This is a genomic window from Thermus tenuipuniceus (genome assembly GCF_002964845.1).
GTDB classification, from domain to species: domain Bacteria; phylum Deinococcota; class Deinococci; order Deinococcales; family Thermaceae; genus Thermus; species Thermus tenuipuniceus.
Window position 1 is genome coordinate 21,254 of record NZ_PRDA01000065.1, and the last position, 6,732, is coordinate 27,985.

The 6,732-nt window shown below is 66.1% G+C and carries 7 protein-coding genes; 4 read left to right on the forward strand and 3 right to left on the reverse strand.

What is annotated here, in order from left to right:
• Window positions 1–3: 3 nt before the first annotated feature.
• Window positions 4–1,647, reverse strand: a complete 1,644-nt coding sequence (locus tag C2847_RS11455; RefSeq protein ID WP_105318469.1) for a UvrD-helicase domain-containing protein — start codon at window positions 1,645–1,647, stop codon at window positions 4–6.
• Between the two features lie 28 nt (window positions 1,648–1,675).
• Here C2847_RS11455 and C2847_RS11460 point away from each other — a divergent pair, with 28 nt between their 5' ends.
• From C2847_RS11460 to C2847_RS11470, 3 genes are all read left to right on the forward strand, one after another.
• Entirely contained in the window at window positions 1,676–2,590 is a 915-nt protein-coding gene (locus C2847_RS11460; RefSeq protein WP_105318470.1) for a hypothetical protein, read from the forward strand.
• 221 nt (window positions 2,591–2,811) lie between these two features.
• On the forward strand, window positions 2,812–3,234 hold the full coding sequence (locus C2847_RS13075) for a DsbA family protein (protein ID WP_164835719.1): 423 nt from the start codon (window positions 2,812–2,814) through the stop codon (window positions 3,232–3,234).
• A gap of 83 nt (window positions 3,235–3,317) precedes the next feature.
• Entirely contained in the window at window positions 3,318–3,524 is a 207-nt protein-coding gene (locus C2847_RS11470; protein WP_128415177.1) for a hypothetical protein, read from the forward strand.
• Here the strand turns inward: C2847_RS11470 and C2847_RS12365 are convergent.
• Together C2847_RS12365 and C2847_RS12740 are read right to left on the reverse strand one after the other, a co-directional pair.
• Window positions 3,500–3,664, reverse strand: coding sequence for a hypothetical protein (locus C2847_RS12365; protein ID WP_164835720.1), 165 nt, complete (start codon window positions 3,662–3,664; stop codon window positions 3,500–3,502). The two genes, C2847_RS11470 and C2847_RS12365, sit on opposite strands and share 25 nt — an antisense overlap.
• Window positions 3,665–3,856: 192 nt before the next feature.
• Window positions 3,857–5,929, reverse strand: a complete 2,073-nt coding sequence (locus tag C2847_RS12740; protein ID WP_244187461.1) for a tetratricopeptide repeat protein — start codon at window positions 5,927–5,929, stop codon at window positions 3,857–3,859.
• 312 nt (window positions 5,930–6,241) lie between these two features.
• Between C2847_RS12740 and C2847_RS11485 the strand changes: the two genes are divergently transcribed.
• Window positions 6,242–6,535 carry a hypothetical protein gene (locus C2847_RS11485; protein WP_105318474.1) on the forward strand — a complete coding sequence of 98 codons (294 nt, stop codon included), beginning with the start codon at window positions 6,242–6,244 and terminating at the stop codon, window positions 6,533–6,535.
• Window positions 6,536–6,732: the final 197 nt, after the last annotated feature.

A 6,732-nucleotide genomic window follows, 5' to 3' on the forward strand; every position in this document is an offset into this window, starting at 1 on the left:
CGTCTAGCTGGAAAGCCGCTCGAGGGCCTCCTGGCTCAGGCTGAGGGCCTCCCGGCGCACCTCCTCGGGCAGGTCCTCGCGGGAGCCCAGGGCGTCCAGGAAGAGCAGGATGCGCCCCAGGAGGGAGCCGGGGGAAGGGGGCGGGGCCTCCTCGGCCCCTGGGAGCACCAGGGAGGAGGCCTCCAGGAGCTCGTCCAAGGGGGGGCGGAGGTGGAGCCCCTCCATGGCCCGGGTCATGGCCACGTAGAGCAGGTTCTCCTCCTCATGGAGGTCCAGCCCCCTTGCCAATAGCCCTTCCCGCTCCTCCCTGCGCCAGACCGTTGGGAAGTCGTCCCACAGGACCACCCGGTGCCACTCCTTCCCCTTGGCCTTGTGGGCGGTGGAGAGGACCAGGGGGGCGGCCTTAGGGTTGGCAACGTGCGCCCGGTGCAGGTAGTCCGCCAGGAGGCCCAGGTCCTTGTAGTGTTGGGCCAGGCGTACCAGGATGCCCGCCGTCGGGTCCTTCAGTTCCTCGGCGAGGGCCTCGAGGTCGTCCCAGGACTCCAGGAGGAGGAGGTCGGGGTGGGGGTTGGGCCTGGGAGCCCCCCGGCGCAGGGCCTCCGCGTCCTGCAGGAGGTGGACGGTCTCCTCCACCCCTCCCTGGATGTGAAAGCGCTGCACCCCCAGGGACAAGGCCGCCTGCACCACCCCGGCGTTCGTGCGGCAAAGGACCGCTGCCGGCAGGCCCACGGGGGCGGAGGAAGAAAAGGGCGCCACCCGGGTAGGCCAAGGGGCCCTGCCCTCCAAGGCCAGGTCCCGTCCCACCCGGCCCATGAAGCCCCGCACCAAGGCGGCCAGTTCCGGGCCAAAGCGGAAGGACCAGGAGAGCCGCCGCTCCTCCCCCCCTAGGACGGCCATGGCGTTCACCGCCCCCCGCCAGGCGTAGATCTGCTGGGCGGGGTCCCCCACGTACACCCGCTGCATTCCCGTCTTGGACTCCAGAACGCCTATGAAAACCGGGTTCAGGTCCTGGGCCTCGTCCACCAGGAGCCCCTCCACCGGGGGGAAGGAGCCCCCGTTGGCCGCCCAAAGCTTCACGTATCCGTCGTGGGAAAGGGGGAAGGGATCTTCGGGGTCCCGCATCCGGTCCCAAAGGGTCTTCACCGACCCCACGATGGCCTCCAGGATCTCCCCGTGGTTTCCCCAGGTCTTGCGCCTCAGGGCTTCCCGGTACGGGGGAGGCACCATGCTGGGGTGGGGGCGGGCCAGGTTGGAGCGGAGGAAGTTCTCCAGGGTGGCCTTGACCACATAGGCCTCCACCACGTCCAGGCCCAGGGCCTCCCGGATGTGGTAGGCCCGCACCTGGCCCTTCCCCGCCTCAAACTTGGCCGCAAAGCCGGGATCGGAGCGCACCATCTCCCCGAAGACCAGACTGTGAAGGGTGTGGACCTGGGTGTTGGGGGGCATCTTCCCCCGGGCCTCGTCCCGGATGGCCCGGTTGAAGGCCAGGTAGAGGAGCCGGCGCTTGGGGGCGGCCTCGGCCATGAGGCGGAGGGTGGTGGTCTTGCCGCTCCCGGCCACGGCTACCAGCTTCAGGTCCTTGCCTTCCAGGAAGGCCTCCACCGCCGCCTCCTGCTCCGGTGTGGCGGTGAAGGTGGTGTCGGGCATAGCATCATGGTATCCTGCTTTGGTCACGATGTTCCTGGTCCTCGTGGCCCTCTTTCCCCCACTCCTCCTTTGGCGCTGGCCAAGGGCCTGGCGCCTGGTACCTGGCCTTCTCCTTCCCTTGGGCCTCAGCCTGTTTCTCCTCTGGCACGGCCTTGGTCCCTGGGTGGCCCTCGCCGCCCTGCCTGCCCTTTTGGCCTTTTTCCTAGGGGGGGAGCTGGTCTACAGGAGTGGGGTGCGCTTCCCCTGGCTCAGGTACAGCTACCGCTGGGCTGTCCTCCTCACCCTGCCCTGGGGTATGGGGGTCTTCCTCCTTTGGCTTGGCCTCCTGAAAGGGGATGCCCCCCTGGCCCTTGGGGGAGGGGGGCTGGCCCTTCTGGGCCTCTACGCCATCCGGGGGACCTTGGAAAGGGGGCTTGCGGCCCTGGAAAGACCAGAGCCTCTCTCTGAGGCCTTGAGGGAGCTGGAGAGGGAGGAGAAGCTCCGGGAGGGCCTCGAGGCCCTCCTGGCGGGGGTGGACCTCGAGGCCTCCTTTCCGCTCCGCTTGGCCTGGTCCCCGGAAGGGGAGGTTCGGCTTCTCTCCCCTGGGGAGGTGGCCCCCCAGGGGTGGAGGGAGGCTTTCTTCACCCTGGAGGAGCTCCTCCCCGGCTTTGACCCCAGCTTCCCCCAGGGCCACTGGGACTGGGACGGGGTCCTCAACGCCTTGGGCCATGGAAAGACGCCTTCCTGGCTCTCCTGGGAGGACCCCTTGGGGAGCCTGGACCGCCACGACCCTGGATGGCGGGAGCGCCTCCTGGCCCATCCCGCCTGGCCTGGCCTGCGGCGGGAGGCCCTCGAGGGGGCCCGGGAGGCGTTGGCATGGGGGCTTTTTCTCCGCCTTTCCCGGGGTGGGGATGCCAGCGCGGGAGGGGGGGCCTTCTTGCCCCCACATACATGGGGCAGATAGAGAAGTGGGGGCAAGAAGGGGGCCATGGACCATGACGCCCCTCGTCGTGGAGCAGGAAGGAGGTTACGGTGTCCTCGCGGTCCCTGAAGGTCTTGTTTGGAGCGGCGTGGGTGGCCACCGGTCTTCTTGTGTTGGGGTTCCTGGCTCCCCGCGGTCAGGACAGGCTGGAGCCTACCTCATGGGTTCTTGAGAACGCCTGGCCCCCCAGGGAAGCCCCTTTTGTGCTGGTCTTCAGCGACCCCCTGTGCCCCTTTTGCCAGCGCCTGGAGGAGGGGCTGTCGAGGGATCCAGACCTGCGGCCCCTTGTGCGCTATGTGCCCGTCATCGGACACCACGGATCCCTTGACCGCTGGTTGGCGCGCCTGGCAGGGGCGGGGTGGAGGGAGGAGGAAGCAAGGCGGTGGGTAGAACAGGGGGCAACCCAGGCTGCGCTTTCGGGGGTTCGCGTGGTTCCCGCCACCGTGATCTGGGACGGGAAGGTAAGAGCGGCTTCTCTTGAGCGAGGCCGGGATTTTCGCCGCTTTCCTCGCAAGCCTCCTCCTGGACCCGCTTGCAGAAGACTGAAACGGGCTTCCCAGGCACTTGCTGACGGCGCGCGCCTCCGGGGAAAGCCTATCCCCGTGCCCCAAACCGCCTTGATATAGGAGGAACCATGGAAAATGATCCTGGACTGCTGCTTTGGGCCCAACCTTGGCCAGAATCGGAAGAAGAGCTCAGACTTCTTGTTTTGCTGAGGGCAGAGGAGGCTCTCCGCCTCACCGTCTGGGCCAGGGATCTGGAAGAGGGGCGCTTCGCGGAGCTGGATTCCCCCAGCCTCAAGGTCTACATCCTGCCCTGGGAGGAGAGGGCTTTCCTCGAGTACGAGAAGGCCCTCTTCAGCGACCTTTTTCCCCTTGGAGGGGGAGGGGCTTACCTTCGGGCTTCCCTGAGGTAGTCCGTGGTGGCCTTGCCCTCCCGGGGCACTACGGGTTCGGGCAAACGGGGCTTTCCAGGCTTGCGCGGGAGCAGGACCACGAAGCCATCGGCCCTGAGGTCCCTGGAGAGGGTTGAACCCGCTTTGGCTACTTTACCCATCCTGACCAGAGTCTACAGGAAAAAGGAGCAATGGCGGGAAAAGCTTTGCCCTTGCCTTTGAGTTCCTTCCCCCGGTCAACTTTAGCCACCACTACCGCTGTCAACCCCTCGTGACGACTCCCCGCTTTGAAGAGCGGGGAGTCGTCACGAGAAGGCTCTCGCCTCCCAGATCCAAAGCCCGGATCGCCATGATCAGGGAAGGCTCAGGTTGCTTCCTCCCACTGTGTAGTTACCGGTGGCGATGGCCAGGGCGATATCGGTAGTGGCGGTGAAGGAGGCCGGATTGTTTTCATCTAGGCCCAATACGGGGTTGGGCGAAAGCACCGCGCTCACCGAGGCCTGAACGGTGCTGGCGTTGGCGAAGGGGGTATAGGTCAACTGGCTGGTCAGGTTGGGGAAGGTGTAGACGGTGCTGGTGCCCAGCCAGCCCTTGCCTAGGGTAACCTGGTAGACCAGGGTGGCGTCCTCCAGCTCGATCCGGTAGGCCTGCAGATTGGTCCCGCTGTAGCTCAGCCCGTTCACCGTGGGGTGGGCCAGCGCGCTCAGGAGGAGGCTGCCCGGAGCCCAGGGGTTGGGCAGGGTCAGGCCGATATTCCCGCCGGTGCTGCCCTTGTAGCGCTCCAGCACGTTGCTGCTATTCCCCGCCACAGCAAAGGCCAAGTAACGATCCCCACTCCCGAACCCGCTGACCGGCCGGTAGGAGAAATTGGCCGCTGCTGTCCCGATGGCGGACCCTACCTGGCCCAGGCCCTGGTTATCGCTGCTCAGATATATTACGGATGCATTGCCAAAGGTGGGGGTAAAGCCGCTCGGAAGGCTGACCGTGAGGTTGGCCGGTGCGAGGGCATCGGTTGCGGCAAAAGAGGTGTTGCTCGAGCCCCCTCCGCTGATGCTCATGTTGCGCAGCACCTTGGCGGCCTTGTAGTTGACGGGGTTGCCCGAGGCGAATACCGTCACCAACAGGTCCTGGGCTCCGGCAGGAGCAGACAGGCTGACCGCCACCGGATTGGCCGGGTTGAGCACGTTGGCCCCGGCGCTAAAGCCTTTTCCGCTGACAATGACGCTGTCCCCAGCAGTTATCCCCGGCACCGCCGAGACATTCACGTTGAGGGTGTAGTTCACCGTGCTGGGGTTAGGCCCGCTACAGGTCACCTTGGGATTGGAGAGCTCTGTGGCGGCGGCCTGAATCACCTGTACCTGGGTAGGCATGCCAGGAGCCAGGGGGTTACAGCGCACCGCGACCCCGTAAACGGTGTTGCCGCTCAGGTTGAAGGTGTAGGTGTTGCTGCTGCTCGGTGTGAAGGCCGTCCAGGTTCCGTTGCCCAGCTGGTAGGCGGCAGCATACCCCAGGTTCTGGCTATCCACCACGGTGAGGGTGATACTGCTGGGGGGCGGGCTGCTGCCCCCACCGCAGGCTGCAAGCAGAACACCGAAAACCAAAAGCAGAAGACGAGAGGAGGGTTTCATCCGTTTTACCTCCACGGGAGACCTTAGCAAACCCACCCTGAACGGGGCCTGAACGCCTCCAGCCGACCCGGTAACGCTCGGCCAGCACGGCGTAGCGGGCCTCCTGCAGCAGGCCGATGGCCTCCTCGAGGCTCGCCGGGTCACCCCTGAGCTCCGCCAGGTTGGCCAGGCCAGAACCGCTGCGCTGAGCATCCACTCCCGCCCCTCCCGGGCCAGGGCCGGGGCGTTGCGGTAGGCGGCCTCGGCTTCCTCCGGCCTGCCCCGCCGGCGCAAAGGCGCCCCCAGATTGTTCCAGGCCCGGCCTTCGGCCTCGAGTACCTCGGCCTTTTGTGCGGCCTCGAGGGACTGCCGGTACAGCTGCTGGGCCTCCTCGACGCGCCCCTGGCGCTCCCGTACCACCCCTAGATTGAGCAGGGCTCGAGCCCACAGAAGGGGCACCTCGCCCGCAGCCTTCAAGGCCTCGCCCAGCACTGCCTCGGCTTCCGGGCTGCCCTGCTCAAACAGCGCCACCGCCCGGTTGTTCAGGGCGTCCACCTGCCGGGCAGTCTCCGCCGTAGCCAGGAAGCGCACCGCTGCCCGAGCAAACAGGGCCGCTGCCGGGCCAAACTCTCCCCGGCTGAAGGCCAGCAGGCCCTGGAGGTTGAGGGTCTCCCCCTGGGCCCAGGTACTCCCTTGCAGGGTTTCTTGAATCTGGGCCTCGACTCCCGGCTGACCCAGGCGAAAGAGGAGGTTTCCCCGTACGGCAGCGGCCTCGGTTCCCTGCAAACCCAGTTCGTCAGCTTTAGCCCTGGGATACATGGACTCCCCCGATCCGCCTTTGGCGGATAGGGTAGGGTGGACTGCCGATGGGTGGTAAAACGTACATCGGGAACAGTGTTTCCCGGGGTTCTTGAAAGTGGGGGTAGGGGGTTCCACTAGCGAACCGCCTGGTTGGGTAAAACCGGTAGCGTCGGGATCCTGGTCGGTTGCGGCGGGAACCGAGCCGCACGGTGACCAAATCCGTACCGTGGGAGACACGGGAAATCACGCTTGCGGAGGTGGCTGAGACGCCGCGCATCACTGCGTAAGACATCCGGATATCGGACGCTGAGGGGAGAGTATTATGGAAATATGGGAAAGGGATCGGTGTACCTGGTGAGTGGACTGTTGGTTTTGGGCCTGAGCCTCGGAAGCCTCCTGTGGTTCTTCCTTGCCCCGTGGGATGAGGTGGAGCGGGGCCTGAAACAGGCCCCGCTCCTCTTTGACGCTGCTGTTTTCGGCACCCCCCTCGGGCTCGTCCTGCTCCTCCTCAGCTTCCTGGGAGGTGGGGCCATTCCTATCCGCCCGGACAGCGGAGAGGAGGCAACGGCCATGGTGGCAGGGTCGCTTCTTTTGGGCTCCAAGAAGGACCTGATTGGGTTCTGAGCCCGGGGAAGCGCTTCAGGATCAGGGGGTGGGCATAGGGAGAAGTCTCTTTCCTCTATGGCTGCTGAGTGCCCACGCATAGACCTTGCTCCACCTCCCTCTCCAACCGCCCCTGCAGGTCCCTCAAGGCCCCCTCCACCGCCCCCGCAGCTCCTCTTCGATCCCGTAGTACCGCCGCGGCATCCGCCCCGGGGGTC